The organism is Spiroplasma kunkelii CR2-3x (genome assembly GCF_001274875.1).
GTDB classification, from domain to species: Bacteria; Bacillota_I; Bacilli_A; order Mycoplasmatales; family Mycoplasmataceae; genus Spiroplasma; species Spiroplasma kunkelii.
The window spans coordinates 663,309-686,218 of sequence record NZ_CP010899.1; the positions used below are offsets into that span (position 1 = coordinate 663,309).

28 protein-coding genes and 2 pseudogenes are annotated in these 22,910 nt (G+C 24.0%); 5 read left to right on the forward strand and 25 right to left on the reverse strand.

The window, feature by feature from the left end; genetic code table 4:
* Positions 1 to 179 precede the first annotated feature (179 nt).
* The 9 genes from SKUN_RS03680 to SKUN_RS03720 all read right to left on the reverse strand — a co-directional run bounded on the left by SKUN_RS03680 (position 180) and on the right by SKUN_RS03720 (position 6,372).
* Complete coding sequence (locus tag SKUN_RS03680) at positions 180 to 701, reverse strand: hypothetical protein (RefSeq protein WP_053390899.1); 522 nt, start codon at positions 699 to 701, stop codon at positions 180 to 182.
* A gap of 7 nt (positions 702 to 708) precedes the next feature.
* Positions 709 to 1,320, reverse strand: a complete 612-nt coding sequence (locus tag SKUN_RS03685; protein WP_053390900.1) for a hypothetical protein — start codon at positions 1,318 to 1,320, stop codon at positions 709 to 711.
* Complete coding sequence (locus tag SKUN_RS03690; RefSeq protein ID WP_053390901.1) at positions 1,310 to 1,906, reverse strand: hypothetical protein; 597 nt, start codon at positions 1,904 to 1,906, stop codon at positions 1,310 to 1,312. Before SKUN_RS03690 ends, SKUN_RS03685 begins: the two co-directional genes overlap by 11 nt.
* Positions 1,907 to 1,919: 13 nt before the next feature.
* On the reverse strand, positions 1,920 to 3,167 hold the full coding sequence (locus SKUN_RS03695) for a hypothetical protein (protein WP_053390902.1): 1,248 nt from the start codon (positions 3,165 to 3,167) through the stop codon (positions 1,920 to 1,922).
* A gap of 571 nt (positions 3,168 to 3,738) precedes the next feature.
* Positions 3,739 to 3,915, reverse strand: a complete 177-nt coding sequence (locus SKUN_RS09195; protein WP_158500758.1) for a hypothetical protein — start codon at positions 3,913 to 3,915, stop codon at positions 3,739 to 3,741.
* A gap of 22 nt (positions 3,916 to 3,937) precedes the next feature.
* Positions 3,938 to 4,309 (reverse strand): hypothetical protein, encoded by a 372-nt coding sequence (locus SKUN_RS03705; RefSeq protein ID WP_053390904.1) that lies wholly within the window; start codon positions 4,307 to 4,309, stop codon positions 3,938 to 3,940.
* 218 nt (positions 4,310 to 4,527) lie between these two features.
* A complete protein-coding gene (locus tag SKUN_RS03710) occupies positions 4,528 to 4,722 on the reverse strand; it encodes a hypothetical protein (protein ID WP_053390905.1) in 195 nt (64 codons plus the stop codon).
* 126 nt (positions 4,723 to 4,848) lie between these two features.
* Positions 4,849 to 5,145, reverse strand: coding sequence for a hypothetical protein (locus tag SKUN_RS03715; protein ID WP_144416755.1), 297 nt, complete (start codon positions 5,143 to 5,145; stop codon positions 4,849 to 4,851).
* Between the two features lie 138 nt (positions 5,146 to 5,283).
* The gene (locus SKUN_RS03720) at positions 5,284 to 6,372 is read right to left on the reverse strand and encodes an IS481 family transposase (protein WP_053390907.1); all 1,089 of its coding nucleotides are present in this window, start codon (positions 6,370 to 6,372) and stop codon (positions 5,284 to 5,286) included.
* 117 nt (positions 6,373 to 6,489) lie between these two features.
* On the opposite strand from SKUN_RS03720, the gene SKUN_RS03725 reads away from it, so the two are divergent.
* A complete protein-coding gene (locus tag SKUN_RS03725; RefSeq protein WP_053390908.1) occupies positions 6,490 to 6,975 on the forward strand; it encodes a DUF3688 family protein in 486 nt (161 codons plus the stop codon).
* A gap of 11 nt (positions 6,976 to 6,986) precedes the next feature.
* On the opposite strand, the pseudogene SKUN_RS03730 reads toward SKUN_RS03725, so the two are convergent.
* The 5 genes and pseudogenes from SKUN_RS03730 to SKUN_RS03750 form a co-directional block, all read right to left on the reverse strand.
* A pseudogene (locus SKUN_RS03730) lies at positions 6,987 to 9,194 on the reverse strand (spiroplasma phage ORF1-like family protein).
* Positions 9,195 to 9,205: 11 nt separating this feature from the next.
* Positions 9,206 to 9,442, reverse strand: a complete 237-nt coding sequence (locus tag SKUN_RS03735) for a hypothetical protein (protein WP_053390909.1) — start codon at positions 9,440 to 9,442, stop codon at positions 9,206 to 9,208.
* On the reverse strand, positions 9,442 to 9,846 hold the full coding sequence (locus SKUN_RS03740; RefSeq protein ID WP_053390910.1) for a hypothetical protein: 405 nt from the start codon (positions 9,844 to 9,846) through the stop codon (positions 9,442 to 9,444). Before SKUN_RS03740 ends, SKUN_RS03735 begins: the two co-directional genes overlap by 1 nt.
* Positions 9,839 to 10,852, reverse strand: a complete 1,014-nt coding sequence (locus SKUN_RS03745) for a hypothetical protein (protein WP_053390911.1) — start codon at positions 10,850 to 10,852, stop codon at positions 9,839 to 9,841. Before SKUN_RS03745 ends, SKUN_RS03740 begins: the two co-directional genes overlap by 8 nt.
* Positions 10,852 to 11,055: a DUF2649 family protein gene (locus SKUN_RS03750; protein ID WP_053390912.1), complete on the reverse strand. Its 204-nt coding sequence runs from the start codon at positions 11,053 to 11,055 to the stop codon at positions 10,852 to 10,854. Before SKUN_RS03750 ends, SKUN_RS03745 begins: the two co-directional genes overlap by 1 nt.
* A gap of 144 nt (positions 11,056 to 11,199) precedes the next feature.
* Here SKUN_RS03750 and SKUN_RS11750 point away from each other — a divergent pair, with 144 nt between their 5' ends.
* From SKUN_RS11750 to SKUN_RS03760, 3 genes are all read left to right on the forward strand, one after another.
* Positions 11,200 to 11,316 carry a hypothetical protein gene (locus SKUN_RS11750; RefSeq protein ID WP_408640742.1) on the forward strand — a complete coding sequence of 39 codons (117 nt, stop codon included), beginning with the start codon at positions 11,200 to 11,202 and terminating at the stop codon, positions 11,314 to 11,316.
* Between the two features lie 180 nt (positions 11,317 to 11,496).
* On the forward strand, positions 11,497 to 11,670 hold the full coding sequence (locus SKUN_RS09200; protein ID WP_158500759.1) for a hypothetical protein: 174 nt from the start codon (positions 11,497 to 11,499) through the stop codon (positions 11,668 to 11,670).
* A 224-nt stretch (positions 11,671 to 11,894) separates the two neighbouring features.
* Positions 11,895 to 12,212, forward strand: a complete 318-nt coding sequence (locus SKUN_RS03760; RefSeq protein WP_053390913.1) for a hypothetical protein — start codon at positions 11,895 to 11,897, stop codon at positions 12,210 to 12,212.
* Positions 12,213 to 12,324: 112 nt separating this feature from the next.
* Here the strand turns inward: SKUN_RS03760 and SKUN_RS03765 are convergent, their stop codons facing one another.
* From SKUN_RS03765 to SKUN_RS03805, 11 genes and pseudogenes are all read right to left on the reverse strand, one after another.
* The gene (locus tag SKUN_RS03765; RefSeq protein ID WP_144416756.1) at positions 12,325 to 13,572 is read right to left on the reverse strand and encodes a phosphatase PAP2 family protein; all 1,248 of its coding nucleotides are present in this window, start codon (positions 13,570 to 13,572) and stop codon (positions 12,325 to 12,327) included.
* A 230-nt stretch (positions 13,573 to 13,802) separates the two neighbouring features.
* Positions 13,803 to 14,111 (reverse strand): HAD hydrolase family protein, encoded by a 309-nt coding sequence (locus tag SKUN_RS10560; RefSeq protein WP_235511345.1) that lies wholly within the window; start codon positions 14,109 to 14,111, stop codon positions 13,803 to 13,805.
* Positions 14,071 to 14,364, reverse strand: a complete 294-nt coding sequence (locus tag SKUN_RS10565) for an HAD family hydrolase (protein ID WP_235511346.1) — start codon at positions 14,362 to 14,364, stop codon at positions 14,071 to 14,073. The genes SKUN_RS10560 and SKUN_RS10565 overlap by 41 nt, the downstream gene beginning before the upstream one ends.
* 202 nt (positions 14,365 to 14,566) lie before the next feature.
* Positions 14,567 to 15,643, reverse strand: coding sequence for a ribosome biogenesis GTPase YqeH (gene yqeH, locus SKUN_RS03775; RefSeq protein WP_053390915.1), 1,077 nt, complete (start codon positions 15,641 to 15,643; stop codon positions 14,567 to 14,569).
* Positions 15,630 to 16,226 carry a YqeG family HAD IIIA-type phosphatase gene (locus SKUN_RS03780; RefSeq protein WP_053390916.1) on the reverse strand — a complete coding sequence of 199 codons (597 nt, stop codon included), beginning with the start codon at positions 16,224 to 16,226 and terminating at the stop codon, positions 15,630 to 15,632. Before SKUN_RS03780 ends, yqeH begins: the two co-directional genes overlap by 14 nt.
* A gap of 94 nt (positions 16,227 to 16,320) precedes the next feature.
* Positions 16,321 to 18,294 carry an MOLPALP family lipoprotein gene (locus tag SKUN_RS03785; RefSeq protein ID WP_053390917.1) on the reverse strand — a complete coding sequence of 658 codons (1,974 nt, stop codon included), beginning with the start codon at positions 18,292 to 18,294 and terminating at the stop codon, positions 16,321 to 16,323.
* 1 nt (position 18,295) lies between these two features.
* Positions 18,296 to 19,426 (reverse strand): SGNH/GDSL hydrolase family protein, encoded by a 1,131-nt coding sequence (locus SKUN_RS03790; RefSeq protein WP_053390918.1) that lies wholly within the window; start codon positions 19,424 to 19,426, stop codon positions 18,296 to 18,298.
* Positions 19,427 to 19,644: 218 nt separating this feature from the next.
* The gene (locus tag SKUN_RS10570; RefSeq protein ID WP_235511347.1) at positions 19,645 to 19,833 is read right to left on the reverse strand and encodes a hypothetical protein; all 189 of its coding nucleotides are present in this window, start codon (positions 19,831 to 19,833) and stop codon (positions 19,645 to 19,647) included.
* Between the two features lie 2 nt (positions 19,834 to 19,835).
* On the reverse strand, positions 19,836 to 20,153 hold the full coding sequence (locus SKUN_RS10575) for a hypothetical protein (protein ID WP_235511348.1): 318 nt from the start codon (positions 20,151 to 20,153) through the stop codon (positions 19,836 to 19,838).
* A 294-nt stretch (positions 20,154 to 20,447) separates the two neighbouring features.
* Complete coding sequence (locus SKUN_RS03800) at positions 20,448 to 20,669, reverse strand: hypothetical protein (protein ID WP_053390919.1); 222 nt, start codon at positions 20,667 to 20,669, stop codon at positions 20,448 to 20,450.
* A 205-nt stretch (positions 20,670 to 20,874) separates the two neighbouring features.
* Positions 20,875 to 22,127 (reverse strand): annotated as a pseudogene (locus SKUN_RS03805) (spiroplasma phage ORF1-like family protein); the annotation flags it as partial.
* A gap of 530 nt (positions 22,128 to 22,657) precedes the next feature.
* On the opposite strand from SKUN_RS03805, the gene SKUN_RS11885 reads away from it, so the two are divergent.
* Positions 22,658 to 22,900 (forward strand): spiroplasma phage ORF1-like family protein, encoded by a 243-nt coding sequence (locus tag SKUN_RS11885; RefSeq protein ID WP_456299946.1) that lies wholly within the window; start codon positions 22,658 to 22,660, stop codon positions 22,898 to 22,900.
* Positions 22,901 to 22,910: the final 10 nt, after the last annotated feature.

Consider the following 22,910-nt stretch of genomic DNA (forward strand, 5'->3'; position numbering starts at 1 on the left):
AGGATTTATAATTATACTACTATCTCTCCCCTTTATGTTATCTCTTATCTTTTCTTTTTATTAATTAAGTTAACATAAAAAAATAATTTACATAAATCCTTATTTCGCCAATATAATTATTTTTGTTACCCAAACAGAAAAAAGCAATCAACCTGCTGGGAAAACGAGTTGATTGCTTTTTAATTTGTTAATTTAATTTGTTCTAAAAATTCAAATGTTTTTTTCCCAACAATAACTTTTTTTTCAATTTCTCCATCAACTTTATAAATAACTTTATTAAACAAACCATTGATATCAATACCAATCACTTGCGATAAGATAATTTCTTCATCTAAAAAGAAAATGGTTTCATCATTTACTTTAATTCATAAACTATTATTAACTAATGTTTGAATAATTAAATAACTTAAAATTAAGCCATAATTACAAATTGCCATAATTACAAATAAATAAGCAAATGTATTTGAGATATTTGATAAAGTCATTAATAAAATATAATCAATAATAATAAAAATATTAAGTGGAATTAAAAGCAGATAGATGGTAATAAAGATAAAAATTATCATTGCTTTTCATTTATATTCTTTAATTGTATTATTATTTTCTTTTTGTTTTTGATAATGAATAAAAAATAAAGTATGAAAAGTATATAAAGCTAACATTAAGATTAATGAAAAAACTAAAATAATATGCATTTTCATTGTTTATTTAGCCTCCCCTATTTTGTTGTCATATTTTAAAAATTGTCATTGATATTTTAACATCATTTGTAATAAAGCGATAAATTTTTTCAGTAGTACTAATAAAAAAACCGATTTGATAAAAACCATTAAGATTAAAAATACTTGGTAAAACAAAATTAATATTTTTTAATCAAATAATAAGATTTTGATCTTTAGTTTCAAAAACTAAGCGGTAATTTGTAACATAAATGGTTCCATTAATTGTTTTCTTACCATTATTAGTAGTAAGATTTAAATAACCAGCCAAGTATTCGATATAATATTGCTCTTTCATTTGTTGAGTTAAGTAGTAGATATTTTGTTGAAGTTCTTTTGGTTTTGTTATTTCATAGCCAATAATTGGTGCTTGATAATAACAAATTTCATTTTTTGGCAATTCATATTTAATTTTAATTACGACTAAATTATCATTTAACAATGTTTGATTGTTATCAATCATTTTTTGTAGTTCATTTTTCTTTTGTTTAAAATTTTTTATTTTTTGTTGCTGGCATAAAGCTAAAATAGCAACAATAATTATCGCAACACCTAAAATAGTACTAAATAAAATAATTCCAATTAAATAATTATGATTCATACTTTCGCACCTTATAAATTAGATATGGCGTTTCTAAACCTTTTACAATAATCATAAAACGTTTTTGTTCCGTATATAAATAAAAGCCTTGATATAGAATATTATTAATTCGAAAAATACTTAATTCAAGATTATTAATTTCACTTAATGGTCAAGTTGTAGTAATGTCTTCATTTATAATTAAAATTCTTTGGTTTGTAATAAACATATGACCATTTTGATATGGAATTTGATACATTTCTTTAATTCTTTTACCTTGCCCATAACCAACACTAATTCCATTTTCAAATGGAATTGTATATTTGGAATGAGTTTGATTATTTTTTAATTTATGTTGAAGATAAACAGTAACAGGAATATTACTAAATACTTTTTCACCTGGCTCTAATTTAAATTTAACGTTAATTTCTTGCAAAGTTAATTTTGATAAATTATTATTAATATATTCTTGATTTTCAACTTCTAGTTGTTTAAAAATTTGAAAAAAAAGTTGTTGTTTTTTTTGATAAAATCATCATAAAAAACCAATAAAAATAAATAATAAACTAAGAAAAAATCCAATTATAATTCATCCTAAGATTGTCATTTTCATCAACTTCCTATTTTAAAATATTAATGCCATTATTAAAATTATTAATAAAAGTTTGGAGCATTAATTCTTCTGCTGAATTTCGTGGTTGTTCAAACCTATTATAATAATAAATATTAATTAAATCTTTTGTTTTTTGATTTAGTTTATCATAATATTTTTTATTAATTAAAAAATGGGTTCCTTGATTAATGATAATACTTGATAGATAATTTTGTCATTGTTTTTCATTTTTATTTTTTTCTTCTCATTCAGCAAAGTAAGTATTTAAAATCCGATTATTTTTATGATAAATAAAATGAATTTCCCCTTTTTTCGCATTATTAACTAATCCTGTGTATAAAATTTTATTTGGTAAAAACGGATTATTCGGTGAATTAATTGCTTGAAAAGTTATTGGAGTTAATTGTGCTAATATAATATCCTTACAGACAATTGAATGAATTTCTTTTGGCAAAGTTATTTTTTTAACAACATAGCTATGTTGTTGATTATCTAAATCATTTAATAAACGTGATAATTCTAATTGATAAACTAACGCTAATTTCATAATTCGGCGAAGTTTAATTGTTAAAATCACTTGTTCAGCAACACTTAAACTATAATAATAATTAATATATGTTTCATAAACTTCTTGATGATCCACTAAATTATCGTTAATATTCATTAATAATGCTTCTAACTGCGGTACAAGCGTTTTGTTTGACTGAAGATATTCATTCAAATGTTTTTGACAAAAAACATTAAAAAAATAAGGTACTTTCTCTGTTGATGTTAAATCTAAAAAAGATGTTTTAATATTTTTAAAAAAATATTTAGAATGATAACGATTTAAATAATAATGATTTTTACTAATATCAAGCGAATAAAGATTATGCTGACCAACTTTATTATTACATTCTTGTAAAATACATTTTTGTTTAATACATTTTTTTAAAACTTGTTGATAATGCTTTGTTTCTTGTTCAATATATTGTTCTTTTAATGTTAAGTCCCCTACTGCTTGTAAAATTGAAATATATTGAGCACGATTTTTAGTTGAATTTAACACCTTCGTTTTGCAACAATTTGCATATTGCTCATTACTTAAACAAATACATGCTTCATTATCATCAAAAGTAAAAATTGGTCGATAGTGTTTATGCAAATAATCTAATTGATCATCATCTAAATAATAACTTTTTAATAAAGCATCAAACATTGCTTGCTCGGAACTTTTAAACGTATCTTCTAACTGCTTTTCTAATCCATTTTGCATGTAAAATAATTCCCCTCTGTTGTTTATACTCTATTTTAATTATAAACTTATCTAGTTAATTTTGCTATAAAAAAAAGCGTTTTACTAACAGTAAAACGCTTAAAGGCAACATATAGATTTTTTCAACCAACATTGCAATTAGTTATTATAAAAGTAATATTTTGGACCGTTAAATGATTATACAATTATAAATAGTACTTATTTGCAATGTCGGTTTCATTTTGTAGTTTTTTAGAAAGGAAACATATAATTAAAAATATAACTAATCATTAAAATTGGACCATATTAATAACTAATTAGTCTTTATGCAACCTGTTTTAACTACATTATTATTATATTTTATTTGCAAAAATTTTTCAAGTATTTTTTAATTTAAGTTCGAATATTATTTTATGTACCAGTTTAACAATAATTTTAGACTATTTTTAAAAATAGTTAATCATTAAACCGCTTAATTTAAAAGTATCTTATTTACACATTTATTAAAACACATTTCTTTAAAAAAGGGAATACTAAAATGAGAATATTTTTAAAATATTCTTTTTTCGTAATATTACTGGTTTTTTAACTACTATCTTACTGCTGTTATTTCTTTTAATACTTTACTAATACTAGTAGTGCGATAATTCATTACAGGAATTCCTCCCTTTTTAGGTTCATATAATGAATTATTAGCATTATTATTTCACTTAGCCATTTTTATATTTTCCAATGAAATGTCTTTATTTTCAAGTTGTTCATTAAACATTTCTTTAACTAAGTTTAATCCATTAATTTTTGCTACACGTAATGCTAAGCAATTGTGTTTTGATAACTTCAATATCATCAGTAATGTCATAAGATTTTAATAAAACATTCTTAAATTCTTCATTATCAGTTAAAAAATTAATAAAATCAATTATTTCAATTTGTTTTAATTGAATTGTTTGTTGTTCAATTTGTGAAGTTAATTCATTATTTTTTGTTTGTAATTCGGTAATTTGTTGATTACTATTTTCTAAATTACTTGCATTAAATTCTTCAACTTCATCAGTATTTTCTAAAATAATTTCAGCAGTTTTAATATCTAAGCTGCCATTTTCATTTTTAATTGGTTCATTATCTTCATTGATAAGAACATATTTTACATTTTTTAATGCCATTGATTTTTCCTCCTATTTTTTAATATTCGTATTTGTTCTTTTTCTAATAGCTTTTTGTATAATTTCAAAACTATCTACCCTAAAAGATAAAAAATAGCGTTTAGTTTTTATATTTAACTGATTAAAAACTGAGCCTTTAATTTTTATTTCATCATCTTTTTTTAATTTCAAAAACTCATTTAAAATCAATGGATTATATATTGATAATGTTGAATAATTTAATCCCTCTCATTGACATTTAGCAGAGCAAGCATCAACTTCAACACCCCCCCCGCAACCAGTGCCTTAATTTTAGTTTTAATCGGATTTTCATGTAATCTAACAGTTAATTCTAATTTATTAACTTTTTTATTTTTTAATTTAGGTTTATTAGTTATTGTTTTTTTATGTAAATTACTTTTTGTTTGTGCCATTTTTATTAACTCCTTTTGCTAAAAAATATTGTAAATGTTTTCAAGCATCTAATTCATGCTCCGTCATTTTAATATTTCCTTTATAAATATAATTTTTCTTAACAACTGGCGATTGTAAAACATAATTTAAGTTAAATAAATATTTACATATAAATATTTACATAAAACTTTTAAACCACCAATAAATTTAGGAGTAGATAATGGGTTTTTTATTTTTAAACCTTTATGAAGTTGGTAATCTTCAATTATTAAAATAACTTTGCTTAAATAAGAACAAATTTTATTTTTAAACTCATTTAATATTAAATAGATATTATTTATTGCTTCTTCTTCAGAATTAGAATTAAAAGTAATATTATTAATTATTTTCTTTTTCAAAACATTATAAATAATAATACCAGTTTTGTAGTATACCACAGACATTTTAAAGATTACAAGAAAATAACAAAAATAATAAAAATATTTATTTATAATATAAAAATATCATAAAATAAATAAATAAAAAATATAAAATTAAACAAACTAAAAATTAGTTTAAATACAAAACTTAATAATTTAAAATTATTTAATTAAACTATTCAAAAAGTTAAATGGTGTCTGAAAATTTAAAGACTTATGAATTCTTTCAAAATTATAAAAATAATAATAATCATTTAATTTATTCTGTAAACTAACGACATTTAATATTTTTTCTTCAAATACAAATAATTTAGTATAATTTTGATGAAATCTTTGAATCTTGCCGTTTGACTGTGGAGAACGAACGGGTGTTGTCTGATGAAAAATATTTTTATCTTTTAAAAATTGAGTAAAATTAGTTTCTTTAACATTATTTTTTTGATTATTCCGATAATTATTAATAAATTCAGAACCGTTATCAGTTCTAATCCGTGTTATTTTAACACCAAATATATTTTTAAAATCACTAATTGCTTTTTTAACAGAATCAATAGCATTATCAATACTTAATTTATCATAAACATATCCTAATGCTAATCTTGTTTTTTCATCAATAAAATCATAAACATAATACTTTTTATCAACTGGAAATTTACTTGGTACAAAATATTTAGCGTCCATCTGTAATAAACCTATTTCTTTAACTTCATATCTTGGATGTTGTTTTTTAATTTCTTTAATTTTATTTTTTATTTTTAATCATCTTTCATCTTTTTTAAGTCAACGAAAAAATGTTTTTAAATTTTTTGGTGCTTTATTTTTTAATTCTTCTCCATGAATCCCTTTTTTTAAATTATAAAACAAAGATAAAACACCACCAGCACACTTATTACAATATTCAAAATATAAATTACAAATATTTTGACGAACATCTTTACTATATTGATAATTAATATTATTAGGAATTGTTGACTTTAATAACAATTTATTAAAATCATTATTTTTATATGCAATTAAAATTCTATTCGCTCAATAATAAAAAGTTGAAAACTTATTTTTAAAATATTTTTTAATTAAATCTTTCAACAAAAATTTATCATTATTAATATAATAATCATTACACAAATTAATATATGAAAATATTTTTTGTTTTATTTTTTTATAATATTTATTTTTATAATTTTTACTTAAAAAATTTTTAAATTTTGCTTGTAAATCAAACAAATTAAAATTATTAATAATATATTTCATTAATTTACACCTACCATCAAAAATATATAAAATTAATATTTAATACAAAATAATTAATATATAATTGATATATAATAAAATCAATTATATATAAAACAATAAAAAGGAACAATATATATGAAAAAATGAATAAATATTTTAGAAACAATCGGATTAACAGCAACAATCACAACAACACTAATCAGCTGTGAAAAATCTGAAAAACCAAATAATAATAAAGAAGAAAATAAATCAATAACACCAAAACCACAACAACCACCAGAAGGTAGTAATTGAAAATTAATTAATAATAATAATTTAGTAAATGAAATTCAAAATATAAATAATAAATGATATTCAGTTATTTTTAATTTTGAATCTTATAAAATTGTTAAATTTTGTAATTCTGATTATGAAACTGATGTTGATTTTAATAATTTAAGATTAATGAAAGGAAATGATGGAAATTTATATCTATATGAAAAATGAAAATCTCCATTACCTATTGCAGATATTAAATTTTTAGTTTATCGTTGAGATGGTAAGGGTGAACCACAATTACCAACCATTAACAAAAACACCGGTAAGATTATTGATTGAAAAGAACAAAAAGGAACTAAATAACAGTTCCTTTTTTATATTAATCGAACAAATTTCATAAAGATAATTAATAAAAAAATATTTGTTATTGTACTATACAATGCAGGATTAAATTTTCATACCTCAAATATTTGACTAAAAAAACTATATACTGTCTCAAAAACCTTGCCAACACCACTCGCTAACTCGTTAACTTGTTTAACTCCCGGAATAGTATTAACAATCCAAATCACCGCATTTTTAATATGAGCACCAAAATCTCATCAACCCTCAGGCGTTACATATTGTACTTGTCATTATTGTTTATCCGGAAATAAACCACCACTATTTATCTCTTGTCAATTATAAATCCCAAAATTAAAATCATAATAACGATACATATCATTCTCTTTTTGAGATTGTAATTCAAAAACGTTATAACCGATTTTTTGTTCTTCAATTTTCTTATATTGCAAACCATATTTATTTTGTAAATCACCGCCAAAAACATAACCAGAATTAAATTGAATATTATAATCATTAGAAACCGAAAAATCATAATTAAAAACATTACCATAATTATTAATCGTATAAAAACGATTTTTAAATGCTGAATATAATTTAATATCTAATTGTTTATATTTATCCGAAAAATAAAAATATCGTGGATAAATTTTAAAACCATTATTTACTAATAAACCATATTTTTTATTATAACCTTGAACATAAGTATTATTTTCTAAATCAAAAATCGTTCGTAAATAATTAGTATAAAATTTCTGTGAAATTTTAAACATACTATTTAATAATTTATCAAATTGTAATTTATCGTTAATATTTTCACTCAACAAAATATTATTAAAATTTTGCAATTTCAACGCAAAAAAGTTAACTAAAACAGTATCATATTGCAAATTATCAATATAACCATTTTCAATAAACGAACTACGATTTTGAAACACCGGCACCAACGCACTTGCAAAAAACAACTGTAAAAACTTAGATAAATCAAACTGACCGCTAAATTGTTGATAATATTTTAAATCTTTACTATTTAATGATGAATAAATTGAACCATTAAAATTAAAAACTTCACCCGTTCCCGTTCGCATAAAACTAAAATTAAAACTTAAATCATCACTATTAACATTATTTAACTCTAAACTACCGAAAATAATTGTATTTGCTTCATCAACAGTCAAAATCATCCGATAAATTGCTTTTTTAATATTTTTAACATCTAATTCATCAACCGTTTCAAAATCAAAAATTATCCGCTTTGTTCCAACCGTATTCGGATTTTCATAATCCGCACTACCACCTTGTTGAACTCTAATATTTTCTTGCAAAACAGCAGTTAAAGAATAATTAATAAATTCTTTTACAAAATTTTGTTGATAAGTATTTCAGTCAGTAATTCCACCAGTTTTTTCGTTAATTGTTGGTGTTTCAGGTTCACCAATCCCATCTCAACGATAAACTAAAAATTTAATATCTGCAATAGGTAATGGAGATTTTCATTTTTCATATAGATATAAATTTCCATCATTTCCTTTCATTAATCTTAAATTATTAAAATCAACATCAGTTTCGTAATCAGAATTACAAAATTTAACAATTTTATAAGATTCAAAATTAAAAATAACTGAATATCATTTATTATTTATATTTTGAATTTCATTTACTAAATTATTATTATTAATTAATTTTCAATTATCTTGTTTTAACTTAACTCTTGGATAATGATTTTCTTTATAACGCTCAACATTGTCGACAATTTTTTTAGACACATCATACATCTTATATTTTACAGCAAAAGCATAAATAAAATCAGTTAAATCATTTAAAAAATTTTCCTTTTTAACATCATAAAATTTTTCAACCATATATGTATTTTTTCAACTATCTCACATTTGATAAAAACTAAAAAAAGATGAACTTGGTTTATCATAAACAAATCCCGTTGAATAACTATCTTGTAAAAAATCCAAATACCATTTATCATTAAACAATAATTTTTTTGATGTTTTTAAAGTTGGATTAATAAAATAATTTGTTTCAGACCAATTTTCAAAAAAACTACTGCGTAAAAACATTGTATTAATAAAATCAGTTTCATTAATACCTTTATCAGTACTATTCTCTCGTTTAAGCGTATAATGCTCTCCATTTAAGAGTATAAGCGCCGTTAAAGTAATAAATGGAATAACCAAACCTAAAAAAGTTAAAATAAATATAGCAAATAAAGATAACGATTTTTTCATAAATTCAACTCCTAACTATACAATGTTTTTGAAACAATAAACCCAACAATATATAAACTCGATATTGTTAACATTAACGGATGACTAAACAAAACTGCCATTCTACCAAATAATCAAATCAACCAAGTATCAGAATTATATAAATCCATAATAATATTTTTTGCTGATGTAAGTTGATTAATAATAACAGTAATAAAACCAGTTCCAAATATAGCGATTGCCGCCACCAATAAAACTAATTTAATCATTATTTATGCATTCTCCTATATCCTTGTTCTCTTGTTTTTGCTTGTTTTGCTAAACTTGATAATTGTTTTTTATTACGATTAATTTTAAATTGTTTACGCTCTTTAATATGTTTTCGCATACCTTGTTTAGTATCAAAAACACCACGAGCAGTAGCAGAATAAATATTTGACACCCCCATTTGTACTGTTGAACCTAAATTATTATACTGTGTTGATGTGCCGTGAATTGCATAAATAGATAACTTAATAACCATAAAAAAGATTAAAAAATAAGCAATTGACGTATTTGTCATCGGTAACTTTGTATTTCAAATTACATCAAAAATAAACAAAAATATATCAAAAACAAAACTAAAAATCTTGTCTCAATTACTATTATTATTTTCAACTAATAAATTAATCATCTTTACTATTTCCTTTCTCTTTTTTAGGTTTTAAATTCTTTTTCAAAATATCAATATCAAATAACTCCAATCGTTCTTTAACACTTAATTTTGTAATTTCTGACCAATAATATTCTTTTTTATTAACAATTTCATTATTTTTTAAATCACGCACAAATTTTAATCATTGACTATCATACTTATTGGCAAATTCAAGCGGAATAATTATTTTAAAAAACCGAATTCCTAATCCAACATCCGACTTATGTTTTACTCGTTTACCTTCTGCTGTTCGTTCTACTGATTTTGTTTTTCAAATTTCATAATCTGTTATATCTTGAAAAATTCCAATTCGCATAATAAAGAAACGATTAAAAAAATTAAATCCCTTTTTAGCAACAAGTTTTTTCAATGAAATTGGAATAATAATTCCACTTGCTAACTGGCGAATATTATTTCAAATCATACCCTCACGCTGAGCACTAAACAACGCACGATTACCAAAATGTCTCGCTAAAACAATTCACGGTATTTTACCACTATGAACTTTTTTCTCATCGTGAGGACTAGTTCCATCAATATACAAATAACTTTCATCAAATAAAATAACACTATCATCGGGTGGAACTGGTTTTGTTCCATCGGTAAAATCTAAATTTTTAAATGTTAAAACTTTTACTTTATCATCTTCCAACGGATAATTACTATAAATTTTATCTGTCAATAATTTCATAGTTTGCAATAAATAATTTAAAAGTAATGTTTTACCGGTACCTAACTTTCGAATAATAACTGATAACATATTATCTCAAATAAACTGAACTAAACAAAAAGTATTTAACTGATAAAAAATATTTTTTCATAATCATCACACAAAATAAACATATTGTAAAGCAAATAATATTCAAAATACTAAACCAACACAGTACAAAGAAATTATCCAAAATAATAAATCAATTAAACTAAATAAAATCATTGAACCACTAATATAACAATAATTTTTAAAGAAAAATATAAACTTTTTCATTATTTAAAATACCTAACTATCTTAAAAACCATTCACAAGAAAAACCAAGTTAATAACAAAATAACAATTCAAATACCAACCATTAAAGTTAAATATTCATTTTGAGTTAAATTTCACATTGTAATACTTTCAATATTTGTTTTATCTATAAACAAAAATATATGAATAAAAAACTCTTTTAATTTAATTCAATCATTTTGCATTTTTAAAAACTCCACATTTTTTGAATAAGTTTAAAAAACATTCCAAAAAACAAAACAATAAATAACACAAACGATATAACATATAAAAACTATGGTTTTTATGATAAAAAAACAAATTTAAGAAGATTTAAAGAAGCACTCTTAATTGTCGGAAGAGTAAACAGAAAAACCGCCCTTGCTTCTGTAATCGCTTTAAAAAGTTTAATTTTAGATAATGAAGCAAATGCCGAACTTTATTCTATTGCAACCAAACGAGATTAAGCAAAAAGAGTTTACTAAGAAATGCGGCGAATGATTTTTATTAATCCTAACTTAAATAAAATTTTAAAAGTTAAGCGCGATAAAATGAAGTAGCAATGATGGAAAAGCGGGACATTTATGATGTTATGCGAACAGCAACTGCAAAAAGAAAAGATTATTTAATGTTATTAATAACAACCAATGGATCTAGTTCAACCCGAAGATTTTCGTATTGTAACAATTGATTCAACAAGAAAGGTTTGAGGTATTTTTCAAAAATCATATGCTGTTTTTTATTGAAATGAGCAAAATAAAATTCCTAATGAAGAATCTAATCCTGAATTAAAAAATTTAGAATATGAACATAATAAATAATTAATAAAAATAGTATATAAGAAAAGGAAAAATTTAAATTTTTCCTTTTCTTATATTAAATTGGTAAAAATAAGTATATTTTTTATTATTAACTTAAAAATATTGCTAATTTAAAATAATTATGATAGAGTGAATATTGTAAATGATTTTAAAAATATTAATATTATTTTTAAAATAAATGACTTTAATTAAACTAATTAAATAATAAGAAAGAAAATTTTGATATGGGGTTTACATCAGAAATTAAAGAAAGTTTAAAAAAAACTTATAAATCAATCAAAAAAGGAATTAATTCATTTTTAAAGAAACTTGGTTTTAACAAAAAAGATGCAGCTGAATTTACAGATCATTTGCTTAAAGAAGGCGGAAAAGAAATCGCAAAACGACAAGCAATGACAAAAAAACAAGCCCAAATTCATAACCAAGTTCGTGCACAATCTCCAGAAATTAACCAAGAAGTTTTTACAAACTTTATGGATGTTATGAATGAATTACATGAAAAAACAAAAGAAAAAAATGAAGAACAATCATATGATAGATAATTCATATGATAGATAATTTGAAAAATTATCCATTGTTTACTATAAGTTACCTTAACAATCTAGATATAATCTAGATTTTTTTAATTTTTAGACTATATCAAACATCCAGTTCTTATTTTTTGTAAATAATATTGTCACGATGTCAATATTTATATTTTTTAGATTTATTAATTTTTGCAGTTATTACTTTTGCTACAATTCATAAAACACCATCAATATCAAGCAATAAAATTGTTTTCTGACCATTATTCAATTTAACCATCGAATAGCGTTTGTTTTGTTTGTTTCAAATTAATGATAAAACTTTATAAATGACATGGTCAGTTGCATAAGCAACTAATTGAAAGAATATTAATAAAATTATTAAACTAAACATTAAATCAGTTAAGTAATGTGTTCTTGAAAGAATTTGCATAAATGCCATCATTGCAATATTTGCAATAAAAAATCCAAATATGAATCATTTTCAGCAAGTAATCTTTTGTTTACGTTTTTCATTCATGAAATATAACAAAAAACCATAAACAGGCATTGATGATGAATTCATGTGACCAGATGGAAATGCCTTATTACTTCAGTGATGCGTTCCTTCCCCTACTTTTCTTAATAAGAAAGCTCAGTATTCAGCTTTAAAACCTTGAATTTGTCACCAATCTAAATATTCAGCATTAATAACATTAGTTGGTTTTTTTGTTCAACTATCTGGTAAATGGTCAATAACATATTGATAATCAACATGGACTCAATATGGTCGTCCAAAGAAAATTTTTAAAAGTGGATCAAAAGTAATACCAAAAAGCGCAAACACTACAAATATTTTTAAGGCATCAATTCAATAATTATTAGTTAATAAATCATCTCGTTTTGAAAATTTAACTCTTAAAAATCAAGCAATCCCTCCCATTAATATAACTTCAATACTAATTTGAATTGTCATTGCAACGATTGTGCTTGTTCTATCAAGACCAAATCAATAATCTCTTCCTTTACCACCAAAAGCAGAAAATGTTAATTGCTGATAAATAATTCAACTAATAATTAAGGTAAATAAAATTATAAATAAAGCATAAACAATAATAATGATAATTCCTAAGAATTTAAATTTTGATTTATATTTTATATTTAAACTTTCTAATAAAATCCCTATTCCTGCAAACATAAATGGAACGGTCATTGTATAAGCTAGTTTATCTCAAAATAAACTTAATCAACTGACAACACCATTATCATTTAAATCACCAATTTCTTTTGCAATTTGGCGGTCTCAAATACTTCCTACAATAAAAAGTGTTATAACAACAGTTAAGGCAATAATTTTTAATATTTTAAAAACAAATTTGTTCTTACTATCTTTGTTCATAAATGAAGAACCGTCAACATAGAACTTTTGTTTGGTGTCTCTTGTAAAATTTCACATCTTCATAAAATAATTATATCATAATAAAAAGCAAAAACTTGATAAATAAAAAAATTTTTTTAAATAAAACATTTTTAACTTGGGGAAGAAATTCTGCTAGTTGTTCTTTTGATAATACTTTGGTAAAAAGATGTTCACAAATCCCATTATCGGTAACTGTCATTGTTGTTGTATTAGCAATTTTTTTTTAATTCTAAGACACTATTCCCCATCGCAACAGTATAACCAATAATTTTAGCAAGTTCAAGATCATTATAATTATCCCCATAAAAAAATTGTTGTGGATCATACCCTTTTAAAGCACATAATTTTTTAAAAGCATGACTCTTATTAATATTTAATGCTTGAATATCAAACAAATCTTTTTGAGAGAAAACACCATCAGCTGCAGCTTTAAAAAAATGATAAATCGTTTGGACTTGATCTAATTCAGTTGATGAATTAAAAGGGAATAAAATTTTTAAAACTTCAATTTCCATCATTATCTAATTGGGCATTATACTTTACCATAAAAGCAATCCTACCAGATTCAGGATGACCATAAACCATATTAGCAGTATAAACAATATGAACAACATTTGCTGCAATGGCCTTTGTTAACACGGCAAGAGCTAATGCTTGTGGTAAAGATTGTTGATATAATATTTCATTTGTTAAACTGTCACGAATTAACGCCCCATTACAGGAAATAATTAGTGTTTTAATTTTTAATTTTGCAAAATATTCTTTTGCCATTAAGTCTAATCGTCCTTAAGCTAAAAACAAGTAATAATCACTAGCTAGTTGATATGTTTGTAGTGCTTAATATGTTTCAGGATTAATTATATAACCTTTCCCTGCAATTGTGTCATCTAAATTAGTAATTACATAAGGATATTTTTTAACAAGATTCATAATCTTTTATTTCCTTTCTACTTATCTACTTTTAATTATAAAACTAAATAAACTGTTTTCGTAGTGTAATTTTAATGTTTTGATGGGTTCCAACCATTATTTTTTGACCACTTTGCCCTTTAAAACTAATTCATCCTAAGCCAGCAATAAAGAGCGAATAATTACCTAGTTCCTTAATTTCGATCATTCGTTCATTTCATTCTTGATAATCTTGTAATCTAACAACAGCAGTTGGTAGATGCTGGGTAAAATAATAATCTTTATTACTTAATTTGGTACGGTGTAATTTCAAATTGTTATTTTTATAAAAATGAAAACTTGTTTTTAAACCCATCAGATATGAAAAACTAGCTAATTCTTCATAAAAAATTGTTTGCTCTGCAGACAATTGAAATGTAATTGGTTTTAATAATTGTTTAGTAAGCATATTTTTATTATTTTCGGCAAGATATGGAAGCAGACTATGCTTATTAATAATACCAGGAGTATCATAAACTTTCTGTCTCGTTCCCAAATTAACAACAATTTTATCTAATGTTGTTGCAAGGTTATTCGAAACAGTAATTTTTTGTTTTTTGTTAATTAACTTAATTAAACTATTTAATAATGTACTTTTTCCTGTATTAGAACTACCAACAAAAACAAGATCATTATCTTGGCGCTTAATATATCGTCATAATTCATCTAAACCATAATTTTTTAAACCACTCACTAAAATAATATCTTCTATTTTTGAAAAAAGCACTGAATTTCGAAAAAGTTCACTAATATAAGTAATAATTTTATTAGCATTAATTAATTTATTTACTAAATCAATTTTATTAATAATTAAAGTTACTTTATTATTTTGTAATAGTTGTTCTAATTCCAAATTCCGTGTTCCATCCAAATCATAAACATCTAAAACATAAAAATAATGTCAATTCAAATGATAATCTTGCCGTAACTTTGCAAGAAAATCAATTGCTGTTATATTATAAGTAACTAGTTCATTATAATGAGTTAACCGAAAACAACGATAACAATAATCTTGCGTTAATGTTTCCACATATCCAAGATTGTTTGGGGTTGTAGTTTGTAAAATAACCCCACAACCAGGGCACTTCTTATAAGATATCATAGTCTAATCCATATTCTCCTTCATCAAAGAAACCTTTATGTAAAATATTTTTTTGAGCTAACCGTTTATAAAGTAAATTTTCTAATAAACGCATTAATCTGTTTGATTCATTAACACCTGTTACTGGGACAACTAAAATGCTTTCCATGTGGGCTCGATTAGCGAATAAAACATCCGTAATTAATTGATCACCAACCATAATCATTTCATGAGGATTAGTATTAAATTGCCGTGAAATCACACGAAAATATTTTAATAATGGTTTTTTAGCATTTCAATAATAATGTTCAATACCCGCTTTTTGTGCAAACCGTTCAACTCGTTTTCGGGCATTATTTGATACTAACACAAAAATCATCCCTAATTCCTTGATCTTTTGAATTAAATTTAAATTATCAGTATTCGGAATACCACGGTAAAATGGGGTTAAAGTATTATCTAAATCACAAATAAAGACTTTAATTCCATGTTTTTTTAATGATTCAAGATTAATTTTATTAACATTTTTCACATAAATGGATGGTTTAAAATAATTTAGTAATAAATTGCGATTCTTTTTTTTACCAAAAATATTCTTTGCCATTATTTAAAACCCTCATTTCTTGCTATTATTTAATTATATCAATTTTCAATAAAAAAGATTATTTTTTTCTATAAATCATAACCTTTTAGCATCTTTAATTCATTATAATTTTACTAATAAAATACTTATTATTATGTAATTCAACAGTAATTGTAATAGTTTTATCATTAATTTGATATTCAAAAACATTATACATTGGTTGTGCTAGAACAGTAACATCTATTTTAGCAATCGTCTTTTGCATTTCTTGTAAAATAACATTTTGACTTTTATTAAAATCAGTAAGATATTTTGTTAAAGTTGTAAAAACACCATTGATTCCTTTGATGTTTTCTAAAATAGAATTTAAATAAAATAAGGGACTATTGTCAATAATTATCTTATCTTTAAATCCTAATATTTCTAAAAAACAATCTGGGTTTAATAAGGCATCACGCAAAAGTCATGACTGATTCGTAGTTGGTGTTAAAAACTGGTCAAATAGATGATAAACATCTTTTGCATCAATAAATACTGGTTCATTTATTGATGCGGTTATTTCTTTACAAACTTCAACAATACTTTTATGTTTAATAAAATTAGTTAATTCGTTATTTGGTAATCAATTTTGTAATGGTTCTGTAAAAACCATTTTTAAATTTTTAATTTTTGAAACAGATGAATTTGGTAATAACATTGTCAAAATATCACCTAAGATATCACCGTGATATAATTCCAAGAATAAATCATTAACCGCATTTTGATTATCAACAATTTTGGTGATAATTGGTTTTAAATTTGCTGGTAAGTTTTTTTCAACTAATGAGTTTGTTAAAAAAGTAACCATATCATTTAATGTTTCACCAGCCGCGATTGTATTAATTAAATCTCATACTAAATTTCCTGTATAACCTTTTGTTCCAAATAAATCAAGGGGTTGATAAATATTAATGATAACTTTACCAAAAGCGGATAACCCAGCTGGTGTTAAATCTTCTGTTACTAAAAAGGAAAGATTTTTTCAAAGCATCGGACTAATTTGATGATGTTCAGAACTTTGCAATAAAATGGCCATTAATGTTTGTAATCTCTTCCCGGTTGAATCTCCTAATCATTGTGATAAATTCCGCATAATTTGTTGTAAATCTATTTTTGAATCAAGTTGATAAGAAGCCGAGCGAACTCTGACAATATCATTTCATGTCACATCTTGATTTGCATCAAATTGTTGTAAATAATTTAGGACAATGCGACTAAACCGAATGACTTCACTAATTGCTGTCAAATTATTAATTAGATTAAATTTAAAATTAATTTTTTGTTGCATTATTTCGACAATTGTTGTTCCAAAGGTCTTAAACGCTGTTGTATAGTTGTATGCTGTTGCTTGTAAATTTGTTTTATTTTTATAGTCAAATCGTCCTGACTTCCCTGTTAATTCATTGACAGCATTAACAAGACCAATCATTCCCGATGTCAAGGATTCTTGATAAGTCATTCCTTGGTAAATTGAATCATCAAAAGCATTAAGTAAAGAAATTAATGTTTCTTGGTCAAGAATATCACTTGCAAATTTTAAAATTGTTGGTGATAAGAACTCATTTAATAAATGACCGTTTGCAATTAATGTTAATAAACCATGTAATCCTTTTTTAGTAAAAATATTAAAAATTTGTGAACCTCATTGAGCAACATTTGAAATCATTTTATTTGCTTGTTCTGGTTTAAAAAAATTGGTTAAGTTTAAATTTGTTTTTAAATCGCTTTTTAAATAAGCATTCCCATAATATCGACTAAATAATTCAGAATAGCGATTATATTCTTGAAAGTTTTCTTGTTGGGCTGGTTGTGTTGGTAAGTCTTTTAAATACATTGGTTGAGCAAACTGATACATTAAATAATTAAAATCATATTTATGTTGATCACTAATGTAAGCCATTTTGGCAACTTGACTATTTAAGGCATCTAAACTTGGTTGATAATGTCTTAATGGTGGAGCATTACTTTCAGGATTAAGACACCCAATTGTTGGGGCAACTGAAGTTGTTAGTAATGTCAAACTCCCTAAATACGCTAATAACTTTTTCATGTTAAGTTCACTCCTTTACAGTTTGATAATAATGTTCCATTGCTAACTGATGAACTTCTCTTGTTGGATGAACAATGTCAAAAAAGAAATAATCATCAACATTAGCATTGAATGGTAATGCTGGATTACGTTGCGCATTTAACTTTTCTTCTTCAATAATTTTCATAAAATCTAAATCTAATCCTGATCTAAAATTAACTGTTACATTGCCCTGCGGATGACGCGTTTTAAATTCTGTCATTAAAACAGGTAAATTATCAAATAGTCCTCAATTTCGAATTGCATTATTGTAATAGCTATTTGCTAACTCAATCATTTTTGTTACACGAGAATGAAATTCGGTTGCTATATTATTTGCACGTTTTTTTAAATTCTCATCCGAATCTTGGTTATTGTTATTATAACGTGGAATTATACTGACATTTGGTGCATCAGAAAATAATATTTTTCGAACCCCATTATTTAATAAGGTAAATAATGCTATTTTAATTCGTTCAACACTTTGTTGCATCATTTGTAACTCCACCTGCGGATTTGTTGTATCAATAATTTGAAACAAATCATTGCCTCCTATTTCAAATAAAACTAAGTCTGTAGAACGCAATTTGTGCTGGGTAACTAATGCTTGAGCTTGTTTTTCAATTGTAACACGATTTAATAATACCCCTGCTGTTCCTGCAACATCTGCAGCAGTTGCCCCAGCAATTGCATAATTGCGTCCAAAATCACTATCACGATCATTTGGAATTCCTGGTTTAATTTCATCAAAACCAAGTTTATCATTTAATAAAACAGCTACTGTATTTCCATTTGTAAAACTGCCATTTTGATAATTTTCTAAATCACTTGGATCATCAGTTCCAATTTTAATATCTAATTTAAAACTATTTTTTATTAGTTTTTCAATTCCATGCGAATCACTTAAACTATCCCCTAAAATATAATAATTTGTAAATTGTAAATTACTTTTTGCATCATCAATTGCTTTTGATTTATCAATATCTTTTCCAATTAATAATAACGAATCATCAGCATTGAGATGTCAGCCTTGTTCAATCGTACAACTCGTAACCATATTAGTACTCCCTGTTGTTACATTCAAAACAGCAAGTAAAGTAAAAAATCTTTTCATATTTTTTCTCCTTTATTAATTCTTTTTTCTAATAATAATAATTATAAAAATAATTGGTCCAATGATAACTAATAAAAATGGTCACATTAAAATAAAAACAGTGTCCCTACTCTGATATCAATGGGTTATATCAATGGGTTAGTTGTCAACAAATCAATTGGAACCTATCTTGTTAATAATAAAGTTTGATTTTTAAATATGCAATTAAAAAATCTTGCTTATGCTGCACTAAACATTTGTTTAATCCCACCACTTTTAAACATTCATTGAGTGCCAGTATTAACATACCAATACGAATGAAATTTAAATGCAACTGTTTTATCAAATTCAATTAAATCAAGCCCAACATTATATAAATCAATATTTTCGTGTTTTTTGATGGTTGGTCCCCAGTGATTATAAATCATGTCTAGGCAAACTGTAAATACTTTTGTTTGATTGTTTCATTTTCATCTGGTTTTTCATAAAAATTTAACGATGATAAAATATCAGCTTCATATGATGTTTTTAAAACAGTATTAGTTAGCGTTTCATAAATTTTAATCTTACTATTTATTACAAACTTTCCCTGTGGAAATGCTCGTTGAATTTGAGTTTTTAAACTATTAATAAATTTATAAACTATTAATAAATTTAACCCAATTCCTATAATTAAAAAAATACTAAGAACTACGCTTAAAATTCCTAGTCAAATAAACTTCATTTTCTTTGAAAGATTGTTTAACATTATATTTTTCCCTTCTAATTTATAATTATTTTAAAACTATTAAATTATTTTCATTGAACCCAGTTAATTATATTATAACGAAATAATTGCCAAAAAAAAAATTCTATTTTGTTAATTTAACTTCTTTATTAAAATAATCCATTGTAATGCCGACTAAAGCACAGGCATCGTGTACGATGAAGCGGCAAAAAAAGCAACTCTTGTTAGAGTTGTTTTTTATTTGAAATAAAAAACAACTCCTAAAAGGGGGTAATGATAATTAAACAACAAAAAAATATGTGATGTTAATGATTGTTATCAGGTAATATCATTCATTACAGAAGAATTTTTATCAAATAAAGTTTTATGAACTTGTGAAAAACATAAAGGTAATAATTCATTACAATAATCAACAATATACCTTTTTAAACTTTCAAGATTACAAGTATTAATTGTTATTTTATTTTGATAATCACAAATAGCAAACTCTAAATCACTTAAATCTTTTGTTGAAATTGATCACTTTCTTCTCTTCAATCAATAACTAATTTATATTTATTCAAATCAGCAAAAGCTTTTAATTTTTCTTTCCGACTTGGTGAATGTAAACCTTTACAATATATTTTGCTACCATTTGATAAAGTAAAAGTAAAATTTGATAAATTAATAGTATAAGGAATATGATTTTCATCTAACATATTTCATATATTTTGAAATACACTATCTTTTAATTCTTTACTCCAATACATAGTATTAACAATCCAAATCACCGCATTTTTAATATGAGCACCAAAATCTCATCAACCCTCAGGCGTTACATATTGCACTTGTCATTATTGTTTATCGGGGAACAAACCACCACTATTTATCTCTTGTCAATTATAAATCCCAAAATTAAAATCATAATAACGATACATATCATTTTCTTTTTGTGCTTGCAATTCAAAAACATTATAACCGATTTTTTGTTCTTCAATTTTCTTATATTGCAAACCATATTTATTTTGTAAATCACCACCAAAAACATAACCAGAATTTAATTTAATATCATAATTATTAACAACCGAAAAATCATAATTAAAAACACTACCATAATTATTAATGGTATAAAACCGATTTTTAAATGCTGAATTATAATTTAATATCTAATTTCTTATATTTATCTGAAAAATAAAAATATCGTGGATAAATTTTAAAACCATTATTTACTAATAAACCATATTTTTTATTATAACCTTGCACATAAGTATTATTTTCTAAATCAAAAATCGTGCGTAAATAATTAGTATAAAATTTCTGTGAAATCTTAAACATACTATTTAATAATTTATCAAATTGTAATTTATCGTTAATATTTTTACTCAATAAAATATTATTAAAATTTTGCAATTTCAACGTAAAAAAGTTAACTAAAACAGTATCATACTGTAAATTATCAATATATCCATTTTCAATAAACGAACTACGATTTTGAAACAATGGCACCAAAGCACTTGCAAAAAACGACTGTAAAAAATTAAATAAATCAAATTGACCGTTAAACTGTTGATAATATCTTAAATATTTATTATTTATTAATGAATAAATTGAACCATTAAAATTAAAAACTTCACCCGTTACCGTTCGCATAAAACTAAAATTAAAACTTAAATCATCACTATTAACATTATTTAACTCTAAACTACCTGAAATAATTGTATTTGCTTCATCAACAGTCAAAATCATCCGATAAATTGCTTTTTTAATATTTTTAACATCTAATTCATCAACCGTCTCAAAATCAAAAATTATCCGCTTTGTTCCAACCTTATTCGGATTTTCATAATCCGCACTACCACCTTGTTGAATTCTAATATTTTCTTGCAAAACAGCAGTTAAAGAATAATTAATAAATTCTTTTACAAAATTTTGTTGATAAGTATTTCAATCAGTAATTTCACCAGTGTTTTCGTTGGTTGCTGGTGTTTCAGGTTCACCAACCCCATTTCAATAATATAAACTATTTACTATATATCAAATGTCTTTAATTTTAACTCCATTATTTCACACATTACCAAATAGATTATTAATATCATCATTTTTAAATTTAATAATTTTTCAAGTTTTATCTTCTTGTTGTTTTTTTGCTGATATTATATAAAATTTATTATTACGTGTTTTAAATTCATGATTAAATGTGCTATTTATAGTTTTTCAATTACTATTTTCTGGTGGTTGTTGTGGTTTTAGTGTAGTTTCTGCTTTATTGCCCTCGTTTTTACTATTATTATTTGATTTAAGTGTTTTACAAGCAATTAAACTTGTTGTGCTTGTTGCGGTTAATCCGATTGCTCCTATTATGATCTGATAATCGTGGTCAATTAACTAATTTTAAGTCAATTTGAAATATTGAAAATAAAGTTTCTAATAGTAGTATTGGTAATAAATATCCCTTTGCTAAGAAATATGAGTTAGTTAATGAAATTAATCAAATTGTAACACGATATAGTGGTAAGATTATTTCAAATATAAAAATATTTGGTGAATTATTAAAAAGTGAATTATTAAAAATTAGTTTATTAATTAAAGAACTAATTTGTATTATTGCTAGTATGCCGGGAGTTAAACAAGTTAACGAGTTAGCGAGTGGTGTTGGCAAGGTTTTTGAGACAGTATATAGTTTTTTTAGTCAAATATTTGAGGTATGAAAATTTAATCCTGCATTGTATAGTACAATAACAAATATTTTTTTATTAATTATTTTTATGAAATTTGTGCGATTAATATAAAAAAGGAACT